Source organism: Helicobacter anseris, assembly GCF_003364335.1.
Taxonomy (GTDB): domain Bacteria; phylum Campylobacterota; class Campylobacteria; order Campylobacterales; family Helicobacteraceae; genus Helicobacter_H; species Helicobacter_H anseris.
The window spans coordinates 13,843-39,052 of record NZ_NXLX01000001.1 but is presented as its reverse complement, the minus strand read 5'-3'; the positions used below and the strand labels follow the sequence as shown (position 1 = coordinate 39,052).

Annotated in this window: 24 protein-coding genes; 8 read left to right on the top strand and 16 right to left on the bottom strand. The window is 31.1% G+C overall.

All coding sequences use genetic code 11. The features are described 5' to 3' along the window. Positions 1-3: 3 nt before the first annotated feature. A complete protein-coding gene (rrpB, locus tag CQA57_RS00175; RefSeq protein ID WP_115578214.1) occupies positions 4-333 on the bottom strand; it encodes a MarR family transcription factor RrpB in 330 nt (109 codons plus the stop codon). A gap of 161 nt (positions 334-494) precedes the next feature. Here rrpB and CQA57_RS00170 point away from each other — a divergent pair, with 161 nt between their 5' ends. Beyond that, a complete protein-coding gene (locus CQA57_RS00170; RefSeq protein ID WP_115578213.1) occupies positions 495-1,208 on the top strand; it encodes a nuclear transport factor 2 family protein in 714 nt (237 codons plus the stop codon). 23 nt (positions 1,209-1,231) lie between these two features. Here the strand turns inward: CQA57_RS00170 and thiF are convergent, their stop codons facing one another. After that, the gene (gene thiF, locus CQA57_RS00165) at positions 1,232-2,029 is read right to left on the bottom strand and encodes a thiamine biosynthesis protein ThiF (RefSeq protein ID WP_115578212.1); all 798 of its coding nucleotides are present in this window, start codon (positions 2,027-2,029) and stop codon (positions 1,232-1,234) included. Between the two features lie 144 nt (positions 2,030-2,173). On the opposite strand from thiF, the gene CQA57_RS00160 reads away from it, so the two are divergent. Then, complete coding sequence (locus CQA57_RS00160) at positions 2,174-3,049, top strand: porin family protein (RefSeq protein ID WP_147288330.1); 876 nt, start codon at positions 2,174-2,176, stop codon at positions 3,047-3,049. A gap of 1 nt (position 3,050) precedes the next feature. Here CQA57_RS00160 and CQA57_RS00155 read toward each other — a convergent pair whose 3' ends face one another. Together CQA57_RS00155 and dnaE are read right to left on the bottom strand one after the other, a co-directional pair. Further along, the gene (locus CQA57_RS00155; RefSeq protein WP_115578210.1) at positions 3,051-3,821 is read right to left on the bottom strand and encodes a pseudouridine synthase; all 771 of its coding nucleotides are present in this window, start codon (positions 3,819-3,821) and stop codon (positions 3,051-3,053) included. 1 nt (position 3,822) lies between these two features. Further along, a complete protein-coding gene (gene dnaE, locus CQA57_RS00150) occupies positions 3,823-7,368 on the bottom strand; it encodes a DNA polymerase III subunit alpha (RefSeq protein ID WP_115578209.1) in 3,546 nt (1,181 codons plus the stop codon). A 185-nt stretch (positions 7,369-7,553) separates the two neighbouring features. On the opposite strand from dnaE, the gene CQA57_RS00145 reads away from it, so the two are divergent. Further along, on the top strand, positions 7,554-8,606 hold the full coding sequence (locus tag CQA57_RS00145) for a cytochrome-c peroxidase (RefSeq protein WP_115578208.1): 1,053 nt from the start codon (positions 7,554-7,556) through the stop codon (positions 8,604-8,606). Between the two features lie 20 nt (positions 8,607-8,626). Here CQA57_RS00145 and CQA57_RS00140 read toward each other — a convergent pair whose 3' ends face one another. Together CQA57_RS00140 and CQA57_RS00135 are read right to left on the bottom strand one after the other, a co-directional pair. After that, complete coding sequence (locus CQA57_RS00140) at positions 8,627-9,946, bottom strand: MATE family efflux transporter (protein ID WP_147288329.1); 1,320 nt, start codon at positions 9,944-9,946, stop codon at positions 8,627-8,629. Next, positions 9,940-10,494 (bottom strand): class I SAM-dependent methyltransferase, encoded by a 555-nt coding sequence (locus CQA57_RS00135; RefSeq protein ID WP_115578206.1) that lies wholly within the window; start codon positions 10,492-10,494, stop codon positions 9,940-9,942. The genes CQA57_RS00140 and CQA57_RS00135 overlap by 7 nt, the downstream gene beginning before the upstream one ends. Before the next feature lie 166 nt (positions 10,495-10,660). On the opposite strand from CQA57_RS00135, the gene CQA57_RS00130 reads away from it, so the two are divergent. Next, entirely contained in the window at positions 10,661-12,046 is a 1,386-nt protein-coding gene (locus CQA57_RS00130; protein ID WP_115578205.1) for a sodium-dependent transporter, read from the top strand. Positions 12,047-12,171: 125 nt separating this feature from the next. On the opposite strand, the gene CQA57_RS00125 is transcribed toward CQA57_RS00130, so the two are convergent. From CQA57_RS00125 to hemH, 4 genes are read right to left on the bottom strand one after another with little or no spacing between them, the layout of a single operon-like run. Continuing rightward, positions 12,172-13,578, bottom strand: a complete 1,407-nt coding sequence (locus tag CQA57_RS00125) for a hypothetical protein (protein WP_115578204.1) — start codon at positions 13,576-13,578, stop codon at positions 12,172-12,174. After that, entirely contained in the window at positions 13,578-16,325 is a 2,748-nt protein-coding gene (ccsA, locus tag CQA57_RS00120) for a cytochrome c biogenesis protein CcsA (RefSeq protein WP_115578203.1), read from the bottom strand. Before ccsA ends, CQA57_RS00125 begins: the two co-directional genes overlap by 1 nt. Position 16,326: 1 nt before the next feature. Continuing rightward, positions 16,327-16,935, bottom strand: coding sequence for a SoxW family protein (locus CQA57_RS00115; RefSeq protein WP_115578202.1), 609 nt, complete (start codon positions 16,933-16,935; stop codon positions 16,327-16,329). Next, positions 16,936-17,877 (bottom strand): ferrochelatase, encoded by a 942-nt coding sequence (hemH, locus tag CQA57_RS00110; RefSeq protein WP_281270371.1) that lies wholly within the window; start codon positions 17,875-17,877, stop codon positions 16,936-16,938. A gap of 88 nt (positions 17,878-17,965) precedes the next feature. On the opposite strand from hemH, the gene CQA57_RS00105 reads away from it, so the two are divergent. Next, the gene (locus CQA57_RS00105) at positions 17,966-18,385 is read left to right on the top strand and encodes a hypothetical protein (RefSeq protein WP_115578200.1); all 420 of its coding nucleotides are present in this window, start codon (positions 17,966-17,968) and stop codon (positions 18,383-18,385) included. Further along, the gene (locus CQA57_RS00100; protein WP_115578199.1) at positions 18,385-19,062 is read left to right on the top strand and encodes a 16S rRNA (uracil(1498)-N(3))-methyltransferase; all 678 of its coding nucleotides are present in this window, start codon (positions 18,385-18,387) and stop codon (positions 19,060-19,062) included. The genes CQA57_RS00105 and CQA57_RS00100 overlap by 1 nt, the downstream gene beginning before the upstream one ends. Here the strand turns inward: CQA57_RS00100 and CQA57_RS00095 are convergent. The 5 genes from CQA57_RS00095 to CQA57_RS00075 are packed head-to-tail and all read right to left on the bottom strand — an operon-like array spanning position 19,048 to position 23,719. Then, positions 19,048-19,560, bottom strand: a complete 513-nt coding sequence (locus CQA57_RS00095; protein ID WP_115578198.1) for a DUF2393 family protein — start codon at positions 19,558-19,560, stop codon at positions 19,048-19,050. The genes CQA57_RS00100 and CQA57_RS00095 overlap by 15 nt on opposite strands. 3 nt (positions 19,561-19,563) lie before the next feature. After that, positions 19,564-20,250, bottom strand: coding sequence for a bifunctional phosphoribosyl-AMP cyclohydrolase/phosphoribosyl-ATP diphosphatase HisIE (hisIE, locus tag CQA57_RS00090; RefSeq protein ID WP_115578197.1), 687 nt, complete (start codon positions 20,248-20,250; stop codon positions 19,564-19,566). Further along, on the bottom strand, positions 20,247-21,338 hold the full coding sequence (locus CQA57_RS00085; RefSeq protein WP_115578196.1) for a prohibitin family protein: 1,092 nt from the start codon (positions 21,336-21,338) through the stop codon (positions 20,247-20,249). The genes hisIE and CQA57_RS00085 overlap by 4 nt, the downstream gene beginning before the upstream one ends. 15 nt (positions 21,339-21,353) lie before the next feature. After that, positions 21,354-22,277, bottom strand: a complete 924-nt coding sequence (locus tag CQA57_RS00080; protein ID WP_115578195.1) for a branched-chain amino acid transaminase — start codon at positions 22,275-22,277, stop codon at positions 21,354-21,356. Beyond that, positions 22,274-23,719: a DEAD/DEAH box helicase gene (locus tag CQA57_RS00075; protein WP_115578194.1), complete on the bottom strand. Its 1,446-nt coding sequence runs from the start codon at positions 23,717-23,719 to the stop codon at positions 22,274-22,276. The genes CQA57_RS00080 and CQA57_RS00075 overlap by 4 nt, the downstream gene beginning before the upstream one ends. Positions 23,720-23,825: 106 nt before the next feature. On the opposite strand from CQA57_RS00075, the gene CQA57_RS00070 reads away from it, so the two are divergent. Next, positions 23,826-24,539: a cytochrome c biogenesis protein CcdA gene (locus CQA57_RS00070; protein WP_115578193.1), complete on the top strand. Its 714-nt coding sequence runs from the start codon at positions 23,826-23,828 to the stop codon at positions 24,537-24,539. Next, positions 24,536-24,736 (top strand): hypothetical protein, encoded by a 201-nt coding sequence (locus CQA57_RS00065; RefSeq protein ID WP_115578192.1) that lies wholly within the window; start codon positions 24,536-24,538, stop codon positions 24,734-24,736. The genes CQA57_RS00070 and CQA57_RS00065 overlap by 4 nt, the downstream gene beginning before the upstream one ends. Here CQA57_RS00065 and CQA57_RS00060 read toward each other — a convergent pair. Further along, the gene (locus CQA57_RS00060; protein WP_115578191.1) at positions 24,733-25,197 is read right to left on the bottom strand and encodes a tRNA (cytidine(34)-2'-O)-methyltransferase; all 465 of its coding nucleotides are present in this window, start codon (positions 25,195-25,197) and stop codon (positions 24,733-24,735) included. The two genes, CQA57_RS00065 and CQA57_RS00060, sit on opposite strands and share 4 nt — an antisense overlap. Between the last annotated feature and the right edge of the window lie 13 nt (positions 25,198-25,210).

The following is a 25,210-nucleotide window of genomic DNA, read 5'->3' as shown; positions in this document are numbered from 1 at the left end:
AAGCTAGCTCTTATGTGCATAAAGTTCCCCCCAATTCTTCAGACTATTTAAAACTTCATTCAAACTCTCCCCTAAGGGTGTTAATGAATACTCTACTTTTGGAGGAACCTCGGCATATACTACTCTTAAAACCAATTTTGCTTCTTCAAGTTCTCTTAAATTTGAAGTTAAAACATTTTGTGAAATCTCTTGATTTTTTGTTTTAGCAATATTTTTTTTCAATTCTCCAAAACGCTTTTTACCATCAAGCAATTCTCTTATAATCAAAAACTTCCATTTATTTCCTATGAGATTTAAAGCTGTTTCAACGGGACAAGGTGAAATATATTCCATAAATTCTCCAATTATTTATCTATTATAATTACCATTATATCGCAATAGTATAAAAAATATATATTATGTTATAAAAATATAATTACTTGTTTTTATGAACTTTATTCTTTAAAATTTCAAAATCAAGTTAATAAAACTTAAAAAAAAATTAAGGAGCAAAAATGTCATTTATGAAAAAAAATATAACTGCTTTAGTGACTAGTGCTAGTTTATTGGTCGGAATGGAAACAATATTAGATAGTATAGAAATTTATATGCAAGAAAATAAAAGAGAAGATGTAAAAATTTATAGAATCCTAAAAGATGATAATTTTATTGTCTTGCACAGCGAATTTAAGGAAGATGGGGTTATCAAAGTAGGCTTTGATATCCTTTCTATAAAAGACAAAAAAATTACAAAATCTTGGAAAAATATTACCCTAAAAGCACCAAACAATCCTAGTGGTCATACACAAATTGATGGGGTAATAGAAATTGATACCAAACAGGATATCCAAAAGAATAAAAAAATTGTTAAAGATTTTATCAATGATATTCTTATCCAACAAAAAGATAATCTTGATACTTATATTGATAAAAACACATATATTCAACACAATAGTGATATCAAAGATGGTCTTGAAGGGTTAATGGAAGCATTACAATATATGCAAAAAAATCATATTAAATTAAAATATTCACATAATATATTACTGCTAGGTGAAGGGAACTTTGTTCTTGCTGTTAGTCAAGGAGAGCTTGGGGCTATAGATTCTAATGGAAAGGCACCTGAGGTAATTTTTTATGATTTATTTAGATTGCAAAATGGAAAGCTTGTTGAACATTGGGATATTATCACTCCATTTATTCAACCGTTATCTTTTTTTGAAAAATAAACAAACCAAGGAGGGGGGGGGGGTTATTCTCCTCCTAAGAGCTCTAATACTAAATTTGCTTGATGTGCAGCACAAATATTCACCCTAGGTGCCATAAGACCATTGCCAACCCTAGCACCATTTTTTAAATCTCCACAAATATAAAAATTATTTGCTATCTTTCTTGTTTGAATGCTATTAGAATCTCCATATCCAGCAAGACCAGAGGCACAAATCAAAATTTTATTTTTATAGTATTTATGAAAATTTTGCATCAATAAAGTTTTAGAGGGGATATTGTCAAATGCCTCGCACACAATATCATCATCGATAAACAACTCGCTAAGATTCTTTTCATCAATTCTTAATGTATGAATACACACCTCAATAAATGGATTGATGGAAAAAATCTGTTCTTTTAATGCCTCTGTTTTATATCTACCCAAATCACTTACCATATAAGCTTGGCGGTTTAAATTACTAGGCTCAATAACATCAAAATCTATAAGCCTTAATCTTCCCACACCACTTCTTGCAAGCATTATTGCAATATGCGATCCCAATCCCCCTAAGCCACAAACCGCTACACTTGCTTGTTTAAGCTTATCATGTAATTTTGGCGTATGTCTTGCACGCATCATAGAATCTAAGGCATCTTTGGGAGGCATTGTATTTTTTGCTATACAAAATAATTCATCATCTTCCTTTAATTCCTGCTTCTCCTTAGTAGCAAAACCATTTACAATCCAAACATCATCTTCACTATTGCTTTGTGTCAAAAAAAATTCCTGCGTATCTTTGAGATTTGTATCTATATATTTACCATTAAATTTAATTTGCATTTTCACTCCTTGCTATCCCTTTGCATTATATTGAAACTAAGTCAAATCTCTAATGAAATACTTCATAATATAAAAAATTTTTATTATTTTTTAAGTGGGGGGGGGGGTATAATCCTCACAATTTTCTATGATATGGGGTATATAATGCATAAAATACAGAAAAAAATTTTTATTCTAATAATTTCTAGTCTTTTTATATTGATACAAACAAATCAAGCAAATGAATCAAAGGAACAAACAAAACAAGAAATAGAAATGCTTGAATTACAAATCAAAAAAGCTAAATTACAAGAGCAACTCCGTATTCTTAATGAGCAACAATTAGAGAGTAAAAAAGAAAAAGTTGATACAAATATACAGTCATCTTTGGATAAAAAAATAGAAAAAGAAATAAAGGGCGCTAACACTCCCCAGGAATCAAATACCCAACCATTGCCTTCTGCCAATAAATCAAATATCAAAGGTTTTGTAGGGTTTGAAATCGGTGGAACTGAACCACAATTTCATATCCAAGAATCTGTATTTATACCTAAACAAGATATTCAATTAAAAGAAATCTTTCTTGGCTTCAATATTGGTAGCATGAAAATGTTTTCACCCTATTTTGGAATTCAAGCTTATGCACAACTATCTGATGGAATCTTCTCAGACATTGATTTTAAAGACCCCTTATTGGGCTCAATTGCAAAACTCACTAAAATAAATTCCCTCAAACTGACAGTCAATGCAGATATGATTATTGGATTTTTTGACAAATCAATAGGCACCGGAATAATTCTTGGTGTAGGTTGTGGATTAGTGTATAATAGCATGCAACTCTCTTCACCATATTCTACAACAATATATTCTTTTAATAACACTAGCTTAGCTACTCAATTTAATACAGGTCTTCGCTTTCGCTTTATAAATCTCTTTACGCTTGATTTGCTATATCATCATTTTGCATCAACAAAATTTGCATCTGATGTTGCTTTAGGTGGAGAAAACATCTTTAGTGCCAACTTTTCCGTGCTCTTTTGAATTATTTTAGAGGTCTTTCTAACATTTTCATAAAAATATGCAACTTCTTATACTCATCTCTATTTAAAAACCGCACTTTTCCGACAGGCAAAGAGCACAATTCAATCCAGCCATATCCTACACGCCTTAAATCCAAAACCTCTGCTTTAAAATGTCCAAAAAATCTTCTTAGCTCTCTATTTTTACCTTCAGAAATTTTCACTTTTAGTTTTGAGAAATTAGAATCGTTTTTATAAATAATATAAGAATCAAATGGTTTGAAATCCATTGCACATATCTTACTTTCTTGATGTCCCCCTGCTCTTGCATCTTCTAGATTCAATCCCTCTTCCATAGCCTTAATCATTTCTTCGGTGATTTTTCCTGAAATTTTTAAAATATATTCTCTTTGCAAATCGCTATGCATCAAATAATGTGCAACCTTTTTATCATCTGTCAAAATCAACAACCCCTCACTTGCAAAATCAAGTCTTCCTACTGGCGTGAAATGTTTATATTTTTTATCTAAAGAATCAAAAATTGTGCGACGATTTCTATCGTCTTTTTTTGTAACCAATTCTCCCTTTGGCTTATGATAGATAATTACACTAAAATGCCCATTTGTTTTTGGCTTAATCTTCTTTCCATCAATAAAAACCCTCTGATTCTCTAAAAGTTCCTGACCTAAAGCAGCCTTTTGCTTTTCTACATTCACACGTCCTTGCGCAATTAAAGAATCTGCTTCTCTGCGAGAGTATTTTGTATGATGTGCTATATACTGATTTAAACGCATTTTATTCCCAATCTATCCATTCTAATTCTTTAAATTCTTCTTTTATTGAAGTTTTAACCCTAAGACCACTAATAAACATATAAGTCTCTTGCCCATCATCCAATAAAATCCTCAATTCCCTCCCACCTAAATGTTTTTTTGCACCATTGGCTAGAGTTTCAAAAAAGCTACTCTCTATATTACCAAAGAGCCTAAGTGCCAATGGGCAACCCATTTCAACTTCACCAACTTCCTCTTTTTCTTCTTTGAAATTTACTTCAATTTTTTGTCCTTGCGCTTGATCTAAATCCATAATTTCAATCAAGCGTATTTGATGTCCTTCATCACTTTGTTCAATCTTGCATTTAAATACCAATGGTAAATCTAGATTGAATTTTTCTAAATCATTGAGATTTTTTTCAAAAAACATAATTTCTACTTTACCGTAGAGATCTAAGATATCTACATAGCCATAGGGCTTACCATTTTTGCTCATTTTGCGCTTAATATCTGACACCTTTCCAGCAATCAAACAAAAATTGCTATCTTGCACTTCTGAGAGCCTCAAACTTGATACCACGCCACTTAAATTTTCTATATCTTTTCTAAAGCTCTCTAAAGGATGACCTGAAACATAGATTCCTAAACACTCATATTCATAATCTAACAATTTTTGCATCTCATATTCTTTTATATCCTGAAAATCAAAACGCACACTCACTTCTTCTTGACTTTCACCAAACAAAGAATTTGACATCATTTCTATGAGCTTATCCTTGCTTCTACCACTATCACAAATATTATCAATATTTTCAAACATACAAGCCCTACTATACCCAAGACCATCAAGACTTCCAGATTTTACCAAAGGCTCCAAAACCCTTTTACTCATTTTTGAAAAATCAATTTTTGCAATAAAATCTTCTAAATTCTGATATTTTCCATCCTTTCTTGATTCAAGAATATTTTTAATAGGCTCTTCACCCACCCCCTTAATTGCAGAAAGACCAAAAATAATCTTTTTTACCTCCTTGCCATTTTCATTAAAATCCCCAACACCAAAATGCATGTCCGAGATATTCACATGAGGTGGAACTATCTCAATTCCCATTTGCTTTACTTCATCAATATATTTTGCAACAGATTCTATTTTATCTGCTTCGCTACTAAGTAAAGCGGCCATAAATTCGTATTTATAATAGGTTTTGAGATAAGCTGTTTGAAAAGTAATCATTGCATATGCAGCGGAATGCGATTTATTAAAACCATAGCCAGCAAACTTTACAATTAACTCCCATAATTCTTCGGCTTTAGCTCTATCAAAACCTTTTTTCTCTGCACCATCTGCAAAACTCCCTTTTAATCTCTCCATTTCTTCTTTAATCTTTTTACCCATTGCTCTACGCACTAAATCTGCCCCACCTAAAGAAAAACCTCCGATAGTTTGCACGATTTGCATTACCTGTTCTTGATAGACAATCGTGCCATATGTAGGACGCAATATAGGTTCTAACTCATCAAACATATAAGTAATGGGTTCTAAACCATGTTTTCTATTGATAAAATCATCTACCATCCCAGATTCCATAGGTCCTGGACGACCAAGAGCAATAATGGCTATAATATCCTCAAAACTACTTGGCTTAATTCGTTTATTAAGCCCCTGAAACATAGAAGATTCTATTTGGAATATCCCAAGAGTATCCCCGCTTTGGATAGTTTCATAGACTTTTTTGTCATCGACATCAATACTCAAAAAATCTATTTCTTTTCCATAACGCTTTTTAATCAACTCTAATGCGTCATGCACCACGGTTAAAGTTTTTAGCCCTAGAAAGTCAAACTTAATCAAATCTACAGGCTCAAGATATTTCATCGAATATTGTGTAACAATTGCCCCACCAGTTTTATCACTGCTATATAAAGGAGTTTTATGCCAAAGCTCTTTTTGAGAATCCATTACGATTGCTGCTGCGTGCTTTCCTGCATTACGATTAAACCCTTCTAATTGTAATGCATAGCTCCAAACATCTTTTGCAAGAGGCACAGAATCTACAAAAGCTTTAATCTTTGGTTCCAAATCCCAAGCTTGCTCTAAAGTAATTCCTATTTGATTAGGAATGAGCTTTGCAAATGTATCAGCATCTTTTAATGGCATATCCAAAACCCTTGCAACATCCCTAATTACACCTTTTGCAAGCATTTTACCAAAGGTAATTACTTGCGCTACATTATACTTCCCATATTTTTCAATCATATAATCTATAACTTCTCCACGCCTTCTTTGACAAAAATCCGTATCAATATCTGGCATCGAAACTCTTTCTGGATTTAAGAATCTTTCAAAAAGCAAGTCATATTTCATTGGATCAATATTAGTTATTTTCAAACAAAAAGCCACCAAACTACCAGCAGCACTTCCCCTACCAGGACCTACAGGAATATTATTTTTCTTTGCATAATTGATAAAATCCCAAACAATCAACATATATCCTGGGAATTTCATTTGATTAATAATGCGTATTTCTTCTTCTAATCTATCTCTGTAAATCTGATGCTTTTGTGAAGGAACAATCTTTAGTCGTTCTTCCAACCCTTCCCTTGCTTTAAAAGCAAAATAGTCCGCATCATTGTCAATATCTTGCCCCTCATTTTTTGCATATTCTTTTGTAAAAACAAAAGTAGGAGGTGTTGGGGGATTGTTTTTTTCATCTTTTAAATCTATTTCTAGGTTGCATTTTTCTGCGATTTCTTGTGTATGAGCAATTGCTTCTGGAATATCTGCAAACAACCTTTGCATTTCTTCTTGAGATTTGACATAAAACTCTTTTACAGAATGACGCATTCTATCTTTGTCATTAAAAGTTTTTCCCATTGCAACACACATTGCTACCTCTTGTGTAGTTGCATCTTCCTTCTTTGTATAGTGTGTATCATTTGTAGCAATTAACTTGATACCCGTCTCAATACTCAAGCGTATCAATTGATCATCGATAAATTTTTGATCCCCAATGCCATGTCGCATTATTTCAAGATAAAAATCATCCCCAAAAATATCTTTATATTCTAAAGCTACTTCTTTTGCAACTTCATATCCTTTAGCACCAAACTTAACATTTCTAGGATTATTTGTATTTAAATGCCAACTTACCTCGCCTTGCAAACATGCAGAAGAAGCCAAAATACCCTCACTATGCTCTCTTAATATTTTTTTATTTATTCTTGGATAATAATAAAATCCCTCTAAAAAGGCCTTAGAGCTTAAAAACATTAGATTTTTATATCCAATCTCATTTTTTGCATATAAGCAGATATGGAATCTTTGTTTGCTTTCTTTAGAGGATAAGTCTTCATTATTATGCAAATAAGCCTCAATTCCAATAATAGGTTTAATACCCTCTTTTTTCATTGTGGTATAAAAATCTATAGCACCAAACATATTGCCATGATCTGTCATACTCACACTATTCATCCCAAGCTCTTTAATTCTTTGTGCCAATTTTTTAATTTTATTTGCACCATCAAGTAGCGAATATTCTGTATGTAAATGTAGATGTGTATAGCTCATAATAACCTCTAAATAATTTGGTGTAATATAACATTTTGTTGTTTAAGATAAGATGATTTTCTTAAAGACTAAGTAAAATTATCAATTTTGATAAATTAAACTAAATAATAAAAATTATCATTTAGTTTAATTATATTTTGTTAGAATTGACTTATCAAAATAATATCAATTCAAAAGGACAGATAATGAACAAAACAACTCGATTTTTTTGTATCTTAGCACTTTGTATCACGCAAACTTTTGCAACAACACCTCAAGACTTATTAAAAAAAGTTCAAGATGCTGGTTTAAAGCCACTTCCTGAAGGCAAGGAATTGCAACAATATCAAAATAAAAAAGCTCAAGAATTACAAGTTGGCTATAAGCCACTAATGACAAAAGAGCAAATTGAACTAGGAAAAAAACTCTTCTTTGATCCTAGACTATCAAGCTCCAATCTTATCTCTTGTAATACCTGCCATAATCTTGGTCTTGGTGGAGCAGATATTATTCCAACTGCAGTTGGTAATAAATGGCAAAAAAATCCTAGTGCCTTAAACTCGCCAACTGTATATAATTCCCTATTTAATAACATTCAATTTTGGGATGGTAGATCACATAATCTAGGAGATCAAGCACAAGGTCCTATTCAAAATCCAGTAGAAATGGCAGCAACACAAGATCTTGTTTTACAAAAGATTCTATCAATGCCTGAATATGTAAGCGAGTTTAAAAAAGCTTATGGCAATAATGTAAAAATTACTTTCAAGCTTATTGCTGATACAATAGCAATGTTTGAAGCCACTCTCATCACTCCAAGCAGATATGATGATTTCTTAAGAGGCAATATCAAAGCATTAAGCAAGCAAGAACAAGAAGGTTTAGAATTATTTATTGATAAGGGTTGTAATGCTTGTCACAATGGAATCAATCTAGGAGGCAGTATGCAACCATTTGGTGTAGTAAAACCCTATAAATTTGCAAATGTAGGTGGATTTAAAGGTGATAGCAATGGAATGGTAAAAGTGCCTACACTAAGAAATATTGCAGAAACGATGCCTTATTTTCATAATGGACAATTTTGGGATGTCAAAGATGCAATCAAAGAAATGGGAGCTATTCAGCTTGGTATAGAAATTAGTGATGAAGAAGCGAAAAAAATTGAAATATTTTTTGATGCACTCACAGGTTCTAAGCCTCAAATCATCTATCCAATCTTGCCAAAAAATACTACAAAAACACCAAATCCTGTGTTCTAAGATATTTGAAGAGTTTCTCTTCAAATATCTCTTTTTGTATTTTTCCAAGCACCTTTTTTAAAAACCCGCCAAAAAATCAATGCCCTGATATAAGTTTCAATACAAATCATTGTATAAATCCAAATAAATCCAAAATCAAAATATGCCAAAACAATCATTGGAAAAATTCTAAAACACCAAATACTGATTGCATTGATTAAAAGCACAAGTTTTGTCTTGCCCGCCCCCCTTAAAGCACCATCAAGAACAAAAGACCAAATTAAGGGTATCTGAGAGATTCCAACAGCAATAAGATAATACACAGAAGAAGATATAACTTCTTCATTAGAACTAAAAAGGGAGGATAGATATCTAGCAAAAACTACAAGCAAAATACCTGTAATTCCCATCAGCAAACTTGAAAATTTTAAAATTGTTAATGTATAAATCTCTGCTTCTCTTATTTTTTTTGCTCCAAGACTTTGCCCCACTAACACTATAGCAGCAAGCATAAAACCAAAACTAGGCATAAAAGAAAAAGCTTCGATTCTACTACCAATCTGAGAACCTGTTAAAACCCAATCATTATAAGTAGCAATAATTTTTGTAGTAAAAATCAAAGAAAATAAGCTTAACAATCTCTCAAATCCCGCAGGGATTCCTATTTTAAACATATTAAAAAGATATTGTTTTTCAAAAAGACCAAAAGAAAATAAATCTTTTTTTACAAGAAAAATTAAAATAAAAATACAAAGCTCCAAATATCCTACAATCAAATATGCAATCCCTGCACCTTTTATGCCAAGATGATAAATAAAAACAAAAATATAGGTTAAAAGAATTGAAAACACCATACTTACTAATCGCACAAATAAAGGATAAATAGTATTACCAATTCCTGCTAAAGCTGCTGTAAAAATATTTTTTAAAATTAGTGCTGGAAGCGTAAAAATAATAAAATCATTAAAAACCAATGCTAAATTTTTTACTTCACCATCAACCCCAATCCAATCAAAGAAAAAACCTGCACCATAAATACCCATCAAAACCAAAGGGACCGAAATAACAAAACTTCCCTGAACAATACTACTAAAAACATAATGAATTTTTTGATATTCTTTAGCACCAAAATAATGAGAGATTTGAACATTAGTCCCCACAGAAAAAACCGCATTAACTGCATAAAATAACATCAAAAAATTCAAAGCCAATCCCATAGCTAAAATATGAGAATCACTTATCATGCTCATAAAAAATATATTGACTGCAATCACGACAATATCCAGCAATGAGTTTATTCCTGATGGAATGGCAATCTTAATAATTTTTTTTAATCTGTTTTGTGTAGATATCTTTAACATTTTTTTGCCACAAAACACACTACTTTTGCTTCTTCAAAATTTTTATCTCTAGTAATAATTTTAAACTCATGGCATAAAATTTCAAAATCTCTAAAAAAACTCTCCAATTCTCCCTTTTTTAATATTTTCTTACTTTCAATAGTAGTGGGATATGCCTCATCTTCAATAAAAGTTTCTAAAAACAAAATACCACCCTTCTTTAATGCCATGCAAGTTTGTTTTAAAATATCTCTATTTAAATAATAAAAATTTAAAATAACATCATAGTAAGATTCCTTTAATTTATATGTATCCAAATCCAAACAAAAAGTTTTTATATTCTCATCTTTTGCAACCTTACTTAATGCAACCTCAGAGATATCCACTCCCTCACATTGCAATCCTTTTTTTGCCAAAAAATTTAAATTGCGTCCATTACCACAAGCAATGTCTAATGCCTTTCCAGTTTTAGGTAAAATATTCTTAAATCTCAAAAGCAAATCACTTGTTTGTGTAGGCATACCATCATTTTGATATCTTAGATTCCATCTAATCTTATCTTCTTGCATTGATCTAACCTTAAATTTAAAATTATTTTTTATTATTTTATAATATGCTTTTGTTGATATTGTTACATTTAAGGACTAAACCATAAAAATATAAACCTTCTGTGTAAAAAAATCTCTTTCTTAAGTTAATATATTTTCTACTAAAATTATATTTAAGGATTAAATTATGAAACGACAAACGTGGTCTAGCCAACTTACCTATATTCTTACTGTTGCAGGGGCCACGATAGGTTTTGGTGCAACTTGGCGTTTCCCATATCTTGTAGGGGAGCATGGTGGCGGTGCTTATGTGTTGATTTTTATCCTTGCAATGATTCTAATTGGGATTCCTGTAATCTTAGTAGAGAATGTCATTGGAAGAAGAGCTCATTGCAATTCTGTTGATGCCTTTGGAGGCAATGTCAATAACAAACCTATCCCAAAAGTTTGGAAAATTTTAGGCTATATGGGAATTATAGGTTCATTTGGCATTATGGCTTATTATATGGTGCTTGGGGGATGGGTAATTTCTTATATTGTTAATATCTTCTCAAATATATGTGGGTTTTCATCTGATTTCAATCTCTCCTCGCCCATAGGAAAAGAAATTACATCAAGTTTTTATGAAAAAAATATAGAGCATGCACCGCTTGCTATTGGAATCTATACTTTTATTTTTGTGCTCATCAATTGGTTTATCCTAAGAAAAGGCATTATTGATGGTATAGAAAAAAGTGTAAAATATTTAATGCCTCTACTATTTTTATGCCTTATTGCAATGGTTATAAGAAACCTTACTTTAGATGGTGCTATTGAAGGTGTGAAATTCTACCTCACTCCAAATTTCTCAGCAATCACTCCTCAACTTTTTCTTTATGTATTAGGACAAGTATTCTTTGCCCTATCACTTGGATTTGGTGTGATGATTACACTTTCATCACATTTAAATAAAGAGGAAAATCTCATAAAAACTGCAAGTATTACTAGCATAGTCAATACAATTATTGCTGTTCTTGCAGGCTTTATGATTTTCCCTTCTCTTTTTAGCGCAGGGCTTCAACCAGATTCTGGACCATCTTTAGTTTTTAAAACCCTGCCTATTGCTTTTTCACAAATGCATTTTGGCAACTTCTTTGCCATCGTATTTTTCTTGCTTTTAATTATTGCAGCGCTTACTACTTCAATTACTATCTACCAAGTGGTTATCAGCGTGCTTCAAGAAAAATTCAAGTGTTCAAAAAATACAGCTATAAACCTCACGCTTTTAACAATCTTTATCTTTGGAAATATTCCTTCTATTTTAACCTATGGCCCTTGGTCGGATATCAAAATCTTTGGAAGAAATATCTTTGATGCTTTTGATTTTATTAGTGGCAATATTTTCTTTGTACTCACAGCTCTAGGGGCAAGTTTATTTGTGGGATGGGTATTGAAAGATGAAGCAATCAAAGAGCTAGACAATGGCAAAGACACGCCTAGTAAATTTGCTACATTTTGGCTTTGGTATGTCAAATTTATCATACCTCTAATTATCTTAGCAATTTTCATTGGTGGATTTGTTATTAAAATCTAATCCTGCCTTTACAACAAATCCACTTTCTTCTTTAAGCTTCTAGTTGCTAGAAGCTATTTTACTACTAATCTTTCTTTTATCAAATTCACTTATTTATTGTATTAAGTTTCTTTACACTTCTTCTATTAAAAATTGAGATTATATAAAAAACCTTTTTTATCCAATCTTAAAACATCCCCTAATTTAAATTCAACCTGAGGAGATTGCATCAATCCAAAAATCCTTAAATTTAACGCACTATTTTTAATACCTATTGTCATGGGGATATTCATACGCATGCTCTTAAAATCTAAAGTTGCTTCCTTCGTTACAAGTTGCATATTTTGACTCTTTGTATCTATATTTTGAAGATAAAGTTTTTTATCCTCTAATCTAGCATTTAGTGGAATTTCTGCAAAAACCTCTTTTTGAATATCAAATTTTGTATATTGATAAATCAAATCAAAGAATTTATTTTTTTTCATAAAAAATTCTTTAATATGTCCCTCTATTTTTCCTGCATGATTTTGCTTTATAAAATCAAAAGTTCCATAAAAATCTCCATATAAATCCTGCGATATACCAAGAATTGAAAGAATTTTATCCAATTGTACATTCTCAAAACTTGTTTGAAGCTTATGAGCTTCTAACTGTGTAATAATATTCCCACCTAAACTAGAAGTCATAAAATCCATCTTAAAGGAATTATCAAAAGAAATACTTCCACTTCCAACAATACCAAAGTCTTTTTTAATTTTTCTATCAATCCTTTTTACGCTAGGTAATTCAAAAATATAAGATACATCTAAAAATCCCAAACCTGCTCTTGAATCCTTCAATTCAAATGTATAAAAAGGTGTTTTAGCCCCTCCTGTTATCAAAAAAAGATTGTCATTCTGCAAATCACCATTAAAACTACCATTGATTTTTGTCTTCAATAAATAATCAAAAAATGCAATAGAGCTTAAATTTTTTGAAAAATAAACATCAAAAAGATCAAGAGAAAAATCTCCTTTTTTTACCAATCTTTTATCAAAATTTATACTTGCATTTACCCTTCCATATACAAACCCATCAAAGCCTAGATATAGCATCATATCTTCAAGATTTAAACCTTTAGATTGCATATAAAATCTAGTAAGCTTTCTTGAACTTAACTCAGCAACCATATCAGTAGTAGATGAAGCAATATTACTTGCTAATTTTATATAAAGCTGTCTATAACTGCCATTGATTTCCCCATGAATACTAAAAGCATTTTTTACCGCTTTACTTTTACCATTTACACTCAAATTAAGCTTTTGATTCCATAAAGAAATATCACCATCAATAACAATATCTAAAATTTTTCTATATTCTAATGTTAGTTTTAATGTTTTTAAGCTTAACCTAAAATCCCTTAAAAAAACATCTTTAGAATAATATTTACAAATAGCATCACGCAAGAAAGGCTTAAGTATATCATTTCCACTTTTTGTAAAAAGCAAAATACAACTGCAAAATAAAAGAAATAAAATTAAAGCAATGAAACTTATACAAACTTTCTTTATCATCAATATTGACTTTTTAAATCAGATTTAAAATATGCAAAAATGCCTAGTAAAATAGTAATTGCGACAAAGAAATAAACAAACATAGGAATTGGGAGAGGATCCCCAGCAGCATAGCTATGCATTCCTGAGAGATAATAATTTACCCCAAAGTATGTCATCAATATTGAGTAAAATCCAATTACACTTGCTAAAGAAAATATATAAGGCATTTTTTGAATACCCAAAAATCTCAAATGCAAAATAATTGCATAAACTCCAATTGAAATTAATGCCCAAGTTTCCTTGGAATCCCAGCTCCAATATCTTCCCCAAGATTCATTGGCCCAAACACCTCCTAAAAAATTACCTACAGTAAGCATCATAATGCCAAAAATCATACTAATTTCATTTAGTGCACATAAAGATAAAATACTTTGATCAATTCTCTCAAATCCTACTCTTCTAAAATTAAATAACACCAAACTAATAACACCCAAGACAAAGCAAAGTCCTAAAAATCCATAACTTGCAGTAATAATAGAAACATGAATATTAAGCCAATAAGACTTTAAAACTGGTACTAGTGGAGTGATTTGAGGATCCATGAAACCAAGATTTGCCACAAACAAACTTATGCCTGCTAAAAACATACTTGCTGATAGCGCAAGATTATATTTTCTAAAAAACACAACCCCAGCAAAAGCACTTGCCCAAGCAATATATAGCATCGATTCATAAGCATTACTCCAAGGAGAATGTTCACTAACATACCATCTTAGGGCTAATCCAAAAGTATGTATCAATACGCATATCAACATAAGAGCATAAAAACTTCTGCCCAACCAAGAAAAAAGTTTTTTATCCTTGATAATACAAAATAAAACACTACAAAACAACAAAAAACCAAGAACAATATAAGGAAGAATAAGCTTGTTGAAAAAATTACTTTGATTTAGCAAAATCTCTGCCTTAATTCTTTTATCAGGTAAATAAATATCTCCCCCATATTCTTTCTGATAAGTCTTGATATTTGCAATAGCTCCATCAAGCTTATCCCATTTTCCACTTACCAACCCCTCATCAAAGCCAACAAAAAAATCTCTGAGTAATCTAGAAACCTGATGTACAACTTCTGGTTTTGCCTGTTGTGCAATTCCAATAGGATCTAACCATTTATTACCCTCTTGCATTGGAAAAATTCTTAAAAAACTTCCACTAAAAATACTATATGCCAAACTTACTCTTTCATCAACTTTTAGCAGATTCTTCTCGAACATATCTCTTTTTGCAGGATCTATGCGATTTGCTTCTTCAACAAAATTATTGAGCTTATAACCCAATTTATCACTAAAAAAATCTGAGAAGGATGCGTAATCTTCTTTAGAATCTAAACCAATAATCTTTTTTATTTGTTTATCATTCACATAAATAATCTTAAGATCTCTCCAAATATCAGAATAAAGCATCATTCCTAAGAACATTTGCGCATTGCTCATACCCATAAAATTATCTTTTTTGGTAATTTTATGCACCACATTATTTGCTATCGTATCAATTGGTTCAACTCTTCCAGAAATATTTTGCAACTGAATGGTGGAAAACTCTTTGGTATGCTTTAAGGATTTTTCTTTAAAATTTTTAATAAATTGGACTTTGTCTTGAAAATCTACTTGCGAAACTTCAGAGGCATAACTTTCTTGGAATAAAAAACAAACTGGCAGTACAAATGCCAAAAATATAGCAATTTTTTGAGTGTGCAAATATCTTGTTAAAATACTAAATCTACCACTTGCTCCAAAAAAACTCCCAAATGCACCAAGTATAAGCATTGCATACCCCAAATAAGTAATATTTTTTCCAGGATCCTTATTAACAGATAACACCGTTCCTTTTTCATCATTATCATAAGAAGATTGATAGAATCTATACCCTTTAAAATCCAAAACATTATTCATAAATATACGATAAGGCATAATTACTCGACCATCTTCATCCAAAACTTCAACCTCTGAAGCATAAGATGAAGGGCTGTTAGATCCTGCGTAACGCTCCAATTCAAATTTATTAAGCTTAATTTGAAATGGCAAGGCAACATTTCTAGATCCCCAACTCATAAAAATTTGAGTATCTTTAAAAAATCCCTTATCAAACTTTAAATCACTATTTTTCCCCCCAACAAGATGAAAAGTTTGATAGATTCCATCATATTCAGCCTGTAAAGAAATTGCTAGAGTATCATCTCGCTTATCTTCACTAACTTTTTTAACATCAAAGTCTTTTAATATCAAATCTTTACCAAAGAAACTCACGCTCTCTTTTTTTGGATTAAATTTTGAAGATGCTATCAAAGGAATTTGCAGAAAAAAGAATTCTCTTTTTTGATCTTGCATTGCCATAATATTTAATGTTGGCTCTGAAACTGTAATACTAGAAGAGGCTTCACCCTCTCTAATATGCATCATCCCCTCAAATCCAAAAAATCTCGTAATACCTGCACCTACAATAATGACGATGAAGGATAAATGTAATAAAGTATTAGCATATCGTTTCTTTTTCCAAGGCTTGGAATAAAAAAGTGTAGTTATTAAGGCAATGATAAAATATATGTGCAAAAGGTTAAACCACCAAGATTTATATACAACTACATTTGCAACGCTTGTTCCATAATCATTTTCAATAAAAGTCGCAATAGCACACGCACCTATATATAGAGCAATAAAAGGCAATATCACCCAAAATGAACAAAAAAAACCTTTTACAATTTTCATTTTATTTTCCTTCTATAAAATCCTGCAATATCTTCAATCTTTCTTTATCACTTCTTCCCTTCTGCCACTTGTTAGACACAATAAACTCTAGAGTTTTATAAAATCTCTCTTCTGGCACATAACCAGGAATCTCAAAAATTGTTTTTCCATCTTTATCACCAAAAATAATCGTAGGGGTTGAAAAAACTTTATAGATTCCATCAGCAAGCTGCGAAGTCGCTACATCAGCTTGTTTTATTTCTTTTTTATCAATAAAAGCAAGATGATGTTTTTTGTCATAACTAATATTGACATAATAAGCACTAAAATTTTCTTTGATATATTCTTTTACTCTGTTAGAGCGCTTGATTTCATCTTTTAACTTATCGCAATACTTGCAATTATTTTTACCAAAAATCATCAAAAGATACTTATTGTTTGTTTCTATCAAGCTCGTATCTTTAAAAATATCTTCTAAACCTTCATAACTTTTTTTATCCATATCTTGACTTAATTGCTGTGTTTCTAAACTTACCTCATTCCCAGAAGAAAATGATTGAGAATCAATTCCTTGATCCTTGCAACCAAAAAATAATCCTAAACACAATAAGACTAAAGCAATTTTTTTCATCTATTTTTCTCCTATAAGGTTTAAAATAAAATCTGCAAAATCATCACTATCATTAAAACAAGGGGAAACTAAAAAATTTTTATTACCCAATGCTTTTGCAAGCTGCCTGTATTCTATATCAATTTCAAAAGCAGTTTCTGAATTATCAATCGTAAAGCCCAATGGGTATAATAAAAGATTCTCTTTTGCATGCTCCTCAATAATACTCTGAGTGCTTGGCCCTATCCACTTCATCTTGCCAATCTTAGATTGGTAAGACAAGAGCACATCTTTAAAGATTAAATTATTTTCTTTTAATAAAGCTTTCATATATTCAAAAGTTTTTTCGCATTCTTGCTGATAAGGATCTCCAGAAACCACAATACTTTGAGGCAAAGAATGTGCAGAAAAAATCAAAATAAAATCTTTAGAATCTAAACCATTAAGAGTTTTTAATATGCTATTTAGCATATTTTTATGATAGATAGCATTATCATAATAACGCTCTATAATTTCTATAACAGGTTTATAATCCAACTCTTTTAAACAGCGATGCACTTCACTAAAAGAAGAAAGGGTTGTGGTTGATGAATATTGTGGATACATACTAAAAAGATAAATTTTCTGAATGCCTTTTTGTTGCATTTCCTTAAGTGCCATATCAGTAAAGGGAGGCGTATATCGCATTGCATAAGAATAAAAACGCTTAGAATTTTTTTCTTGTAACTTTTGACACAGGGAAAAAGTATAACCCACCATTGGTGATTTACCGCCAATGGCACGGTAATTTTCTTTTGCTTTTTCTAAGCGTTTTTTTACAATCATACTCCCCACAAACTTACGCATTAAAGAATTTTTTATGGGTAAAATATAAGGGTCTTTAAACATATTCCTTAAAAAAACTTCCACCTCACCAAGATGACTAGGACCTCCCATATTTAGGAGCAAAACACCTTCTTTTATACTCTATCCTTTTATCCAAAATTTGGCTTTTATGATATTAAAATAAAGTTAATATTTATGGTAGAATACCCTAGATCAAGGAGCTTTTATGGAATCTATTGCAACAAAAAATATTTTAGAAACAATGATTTTTTATCACTATTTTTTAACCCTTCCTTTGCCTCTTATCTATCTCATCAATCTCCTTACATTGCAAATGCAAAAAAATTATGCGACTATCAACAAAAGAATTTGGTATAGCATGCCTTTAATTTTTTTATTGCTAAGCATTAGTTTTTTTGGCGGTCTTTGTGTATGGGCAATGGAGCATTTTTATTTTAAATTCTCTATCATTCTCATGTTGTTAGTCTTTTGTATTTTAACTGGGAGCGAAATCTACCGCATTAAAAGATTAAAAGAGGATAGAATCTCGGAAACTAGTATGAAAAAATATATATCCTTATGCAAAAAACTTTACTCTGTAAATTTTATTTTAATAATTGGTTTAATTCTTGGGGCACTTTTATAATGCAATTTTGCTACCACATCAATGCAGGTAAAGAAATCTTAGAAATTAAAGATGAACTTTTCAATCACCTCTATAAAGCAAGACGCACAAAAATACAAACTTTGCTTTGTTTTAGAAATTTGCAAGATAACAATCTCTATACCTACAAACATTTGCAAATTGAAAAAAAGCAAGCAACCTTAATGTTAGTGGAGACAAAAAAACTCCCTCTAGCTTCCACAAAAAAGCTCCATCTTATCTGGGCAATTATTGAGAATAAAAATATCGAAAAAACTCTTCCTTATCTCAATCAGCTAGGGGTAAAAAAAATATCATTTTTCTTTGCAAATCGCAGTCAAAAAAATGAAAAAATATCGCTAGAGAGACTTCATAAGATTCTAATATCATCTTGTGAGCAATGCAATAGAAGCGATCTAATGGAAATTGAGCTCTTAAAAAATACTCAAGAAGCATTGCAAAAATATCCAAATAGTTTTGTGATGGATTTTGATGGTGCTGATATCTATGCATCACGAATTACAAATTTTGAAAATGGCATTTTCATTGGACCTGAAGGAGGTTTTGATGAGATAGAGAGACAAATGTTTATTTCTCAAAAAAAGCTTAGTATTTCCAATCAATTTATTCTAAAAAGTGAGTGTGCTGCCCTTTTTATTAGCTCCCTAGCGACAATCTAAACTCATGCTATAAGGATACTCCTTGTAGTTATAATCCAAAATTGTATAAATACTATATTCTTGAGAAATCTTGATTTTATCTTTTATTTTATATTTATATCTCTCTAGTGGGGTTAAAAAATCCAAAATTTTATTCTTTAAATCTCTTTTTTTTCTTTGTGGTTCAATGACTATCAAACATTTATCAAAATTAAACTTACCTTCATTTTTAAAAGTTATATCAATCAAGAATGAATTACTATAAGATAAAGGCTTGGAATTATTCTGCACAATGCTAATCTTGTGGAAAAAATTTTTAGAGCTTAGGGCCAATACAAATGGTATGCTAAATAAAGCTACAAAAGCTACAAAAAAACATATTCCACCCAAAAATCTTTTTTTAAAAAAATAAACCCCAAAAGTAAAAAAAATCAAAAATAACACTAACCCCATACAAAACACTATGAGAGCTAGAATATCTATTCCATATAAAACATCCTTGATTGAATCTAATATCATTATTTATTTCTGCCTATTATTTTTTTCCTCAATGCCACTAAAACTAAATCTGCGTTTTAACTCTTGCAAAATTGCATCTGGATGAATATTAAAATAAACCAATCCCACCATCAGATGATAAAGTAAATCCGATGCTTCATAAATAATTTTATCTTTATTAGCATCCTTAAATTCACAAAGCAATTCCCCTGCTTCTTCTGCAATTTTTTTACATATTGTATTGATACCTTTTTCAAAGAGTAAAGCAGTATAAGAAGTGTCACTTGATGCTAATCTTCGCTCTAATAATATATGATACAAAGAATCTAAGACATCATCATTTTGTTTCTTCTCTTGAGGTGTTACCTCTTTATTTTCAAATGCAACATCTTTAAAAAAACAGCTTTTAGATCCCGTATGACAAGCAACCCCTACCTGCTCTACAAAAAACAACAAACTATCATTATCACAATCAATTTTTATTTCTTTAATTTTTTGAAAATTACCACTACTTTCCCCTTTTTTCCAGATTCGATTTTTTGTTCGAGAAAAATAGTGCATTACCCCACTCTCTATACTCAATCGCAACGCTTCTTGATTTACAAAGCCTAGCATTAGAACATCAAGAGTTTTATAATCTTGAATAATACTAGGAATAAGGGGTGATTTTTTCCAATCAAGGTTTTGGATTATTGCATTGACATCCATCATTGTTTCATACTAGAGGCTTTTTTCTTAGAATCTACCCATAAATTTGGAACAGCACCGCCTGGCATTAGGAAAATCTGTGCATCTTTATTTTCTTTTAATGCTTCATTAAATTTGCCCTGAACCTCAATCTCTCTTAATCTTAATAATTTATCATTCAAACTCTCAGCAATCGACTTATTGGCACTTGCCTTTGCTTTTGCTTCAATAATAATAGCATCAGCGCTACCTTGAGCCTTGATACGATTTGCATCTGCCTCACCTTTTGCAAGAGCAGCAACCTTTTCTGCCTCTTGCTTTGAGCGATCTACTTCATATCTAACCCTCTCAGCTTCCTGTCTTGCTATCTGAACTTTTTCAATTTGCTCTTTAATTTTCATAGGTAATACAATCTCTCTAAGCTGCACAGAACTAAGCTCTACTGGCTGATTATCTCTTTTTGCAATATCACTTCGTATCCCCTCATCAATCAATTTTGCAATTTCATTACGCTTTGTTGGTAGATCTTCTGCTGGATAGCGTCCTATAACATTTCGCACTACATCTCTTACAATTGGGTTGATAATAATTTGCTCCCAACTAGGACCATAAGTAGCTAAAGTTAAAGAAGCAGTCTGAGGATTAAGACGATATTGCACTGTTAGCTCAATAGATACTGTCAATCCCCTAGAATCCATCACACTAATAGCATCATTTCTAAAAATTCCTTGATTTTTTCCCAAAACACCCATATCTTCTGTCCCGGAAAAATTGATTGCACGCACCTTAGTATCTACAACAATAATCTTTTGGATAATTGGAATAAAAAATCTAATTCCTGGTTGCAAAGGAATCTTATCATATTCACCTGCTGTAACCTTAATACCAACCTCACCAGAATTGATAACCACAAATGGCTTTAAGACAAATAACCCCAAAACAACCACTATAGAAAAAATAAGAAGTGCGATATTCTTTGAAGAAAAATTTCCAAAATTATTAGAATTTTTTCTTGGCGGCAATTCATCTCGAATATCTTTTTTAAAATCATTTCTATCGTTTTGTTGATTTTGTGTTTTTTTCTTTAGATGTTCATTTAAATCAATTGGCATTTTTACTCCTTATTCTTATGAAATATATGTTAGATAATGAGAATATTTTGAATTTTTCCCTAAGACAATCTCAAAGAAATTCTCCTGTAATCTCTTTGTAACTTCTCCCCTTTTTCCATCTCCTATTTGCCTAAAATCAAGAGATTTAATAGGAGTAATTTCTGCTGCTGTGCCTGTAAAAAATGCTTCATCACAAATATAAACTTCATCGCGTGTAATACGTCTTCTCTCAACTTCTAAGCCCAAGTCATTTGCAAGCTCTATAACCGTTGCTTGTGTAATAGATTCTAAAGCATTATCACTAGGAGGAGTAATAAGCTTGCCATTTCTTACTATAAAAAAACACTCTCCACTACCCTCAGCCACAAAACCATTGTCATCTAATAACAAAGCCTCTTCAAATCCGCATTCCAATGCCTCATATTTTGCCATTTGAGAATTAAGATAATTAGCAGAGATTTTTGCCTTACCCATAGTGGATTTAACACTACTTCTTACAAAAGAACTTGTCTTGACTTTTATCCCCTCAAGTAACCCCTCTTCTCCTAAATAAGCTCCCCACTCCCAAGCTGCAATAGCAACATTAACAGGTGCTTTTCTATGATCAATTCCCATTACTCCATAACCTAAATACACTAAAGGTCTAATATATACATTTCCTTTAAAAATATCTTGATTAGCCTTTAATAATTCAATTTGTGCTTTTTCTAATTCTTCTTGAGAATAAGGGCATTTGATTGCTGTGATTTTACAAGAATCCAATAAGCGTTTTGTATGATCTTTTAATCTAAAAATAGCAAGACCTTTTTGCGTCATGTATGCGCGAGTGCCTTCAAAAGCAGCATTTCCATAATGCAATGTATGTGATAAAACATGTGTTGTAGCCTCAGCCCAAGGTATTAGTTTTCCATCTTTCCAAATAAATTTTGCTTCTTTCATCTATACTCCTTATTAGATTTTCTCTTATTTCTTCTATTTTCAGATTTTCTATCTTGGCTATGTCTTCTTCTTGATTTTTGATGTGTTAATGGAGATTTTTTTTGTTCTTGAACTTTAATATTTTTTTCTAAAGCATCTAAATCTTGCTTTTTAAGTCCGATATGCTTTTGTTTTAAATAAATTGAAATAAGCTTAAGGGTAATTTGAGATGCATCTGCATGATTTTTTAACTCTTCATAAATCTCAAAAGCCTTATCATCAATTTTTGTCTTTAAGATTTCTTGAATAGTGCTTTTAGATAAAAATTTATCTTGTGGAATTTCATAAAGCTCCAAATCGCTTCCAACATCATTTTGTATCTTTTTTAAATCTTTATATTCAAGAGGTGTTACAAGAGTGATTGCAACGCCTTTTTTTCCAGCTCTCCCAGTCCTTCCTATACGATGCACATAAATTTCAGAATTCAATGGGATATGATAATTAAAAACATGGCTAACATCACTAATATCAAGCCCTCTACTTGCAACATCTGTAGCTACTAAAATATTATATTTTTTTTCCTTGAAAGCTAGAATTGCACTCCTTCTATCTCTTTGATCCATATCCCCATGCAATGCTTTTGATTTATACCCCCTAGAACATAACAATACATGCAAGTCATCTGCTTCCTTTTTTGTCCGTGTAAAAATAATGCATTTGTGAATATTCTCAGTATCGAGCAACCTAATAACAGCTTCGCTTCTCTCATTTTCATTTATCATATAATATCGTTGTGCTATATCAACATTTGTTACATTAGTTGGAGTGATTTTAATGTGCACAGGATCTTGTAAGATTCTATCAGCCAATCTTTTGATAGCAGTAGGCATTGTCGCTGAAAATAATAGAATCTGCACTTGTTGTGGCAAATAATTGAAAATTTCTTCAATCGTGTCTAAAAACCCCATATCAAGCATTTCATCACTTTCATCTAAAACTACAAAACGCGGATTAAAATTTTTGATTCTTTGATTTTTTAGATGATCTAGCAATCTTCCTGGAGTTGCAATCATCACTTGAGGATTTTTTTCAATAAGCTCACATTGCTTTTTGATACTTTGCCCTCCATACACACAAACTGTGCGAGTTTTTACAAACTTGCCTAGCTTATAAACCTCATCACTAATTTGCATCGCAAGCTCTCTTGTAGGCGTAATCACCAATGCCTCAATACCTTGATTGTTTTTTAACATTTCTATAATAGGCAACGCAAAAGCTGCTGTCTTTCCCGTGCCTGTTTGAGCTTGTGCAATTATGTCTTTTTTTTCTAGAATTACTGGAATTGCCTGTTCTTGAATAGGACTTGGTTGAGAAAATCCTGCCTCTCTTATCCCCTTTAATACCCCTTTTGATAAACCTAAATTTTCAAACATGGAGGATTTCTTATCATCTTTATTTATCATTTATTCACCTATTGTATTACCTAAAACTTGCAATTATAACTAAAATTTATTTTTTTATGTTTTAATTAAGCATATTAACTTTTACTCTAGAAAATCAAGGTTACAAATGGATCAACTCTTAGAAAATATTTTTCAAAATGCTCCATTAATGGTTTCATTTTTAGCAGGAATCTTGACTTTCCTAAGTCCATGTATATTGCCGTTGGTTCCAGCATATATTTCTTATATGTGTGGTGAAAATCTTCAAAATATTAAAAAGAAAAAAAGAAGTTTTTCATTATTGATACAGGCATTGATATTTTCTTTTGGTTTTTCTATTATCTTTATTCTTTTTGGTGCCTCTTCTGCAAAAATTATCAATACATTTGCCCCCCATTGGATTAAGCAATTTGCTGGTATCATTATCATTATTTTTGGCTTGCATTTTATAGGTATCTTACGACTTTCTTTTTTATACAAAAGCAAGCATATCGAAATACAACAAAAAAATATCTTTCATACCCTATTCTCTCCTTTTATTTTAGGCATAAGTTTTGCACTAGGATGGACCCCTTGTCTTGGACCAATCTTCTCAAGCATTATTTTATTTAGTAGCACAAATGAAACCTTTGGCATACTACTCATTGTGATGTATTCCATAGGACTTTCTGTTCCTTTTTTATTCGTAGCTTTATTTATTCAAAAATCTTTTATTTTTTTCAATGGAATAAAAAAGTATTTTAAAATAATTGAAATATTCTCAGGCATATTGCTTATAGCATTAGGTCTTGTTGTTTTTTTTGGGATGATGGATCAAATCTCAAATTGGATATCACAATGAAATACCTCTTATTTTTTCTCATAAGTCTTTGTTTCTCACAAGAAAAAACAAAGGAATGTGAAGAAAAATCAGCACAACCAACACATAATCAAATATTAAAAGAATTTGAAACTAATAATAGTTGCAAAAATGACACAAAGGATAAAAAAGAATCTAAAAATAATCTTGAAGCACTCAAAAAATTTATAAAACCCTAAAAACTCTTATATACACCTGTCTGTCTTATAGCCTCATAAAGCACTGCTCCAACAGATGTAGCTAGATTAATGCTTCTTGTATCTTTGAACATAGGGATTTTATATACCTGATTTGCATATTGTTGCAATATATTTTCTTTTATACCTGCATCCTCTCTTCCAAAATACAAAAAACACTCATCACAAAAATTAGCTTCATAATAAATCTTTTGTGCTTTGGTGCTAAGAAAAAAATGCTTATCATCAAAAGGATTTTTTTGCCAAAAAATTTCTAGATTCTCATATTCTCTAACATCTAATTTTTCCCAATAATCCATACCAGCACGCTTCAGAGATTTTTCATCAATACTAAAACCCAAAGGATGTATCAAATGCAATCTCGCATTTCCAGCTACACATAATCTTCCTATATTTCCTGTATTTTGAGGTATTTGTGGTTCTACTAAAACAATATTTAACATTGATATCACCCAA